General features: G+C 70.2%; 1 pseudogene. It reads left to right on the top strand.

Annotated features, from left to right (window positions below):
* A pseudogene (locus EXE45_RS18905) lies at positions 1-258 on the top strand (mechanosensitive ion channel family protein); the annotation flags it as partial.

The following is a 258-nucleotide window of genomic DNA, read 5'->3' as shown; positions in this document are numbered from 1 at the left end:
TGGAGGTCGGGATCGGGTACGACGACGACCCCGACGAGGCGGCCGGGATAGCCGAGGACGTGCTCGACGGGATCGACACGATCGCGAACAACCCGCAGCCGTACGCGATCCCGTCCGGGTTCGGCGACTCGGCGATCCTCCTCGACCTCCGGTTCTGGATCGACCCGCCGACGCCCCAGGCGCGGTGGCGCTCGAAGGCGATCGCGGTCGAGCGGATCCAAGAGCGCTTCGCCGACGCCGGCATCTCGATCCCCTACC

Origin of the sequence: Halorubrum sp. SP9, from assembly GCF_005435015.1 — an archaeon.
Lineage (GTDB): Archaea > Halobacteriota > Halobacteria > Halobacteriales > Haloferacaceae > Halorubrum > Halorubrum sodomense.
Note: the sequence above shows the minus strand (reverse complement) of the source record. Positions and strands in the feature narration are given on the sequence as shown.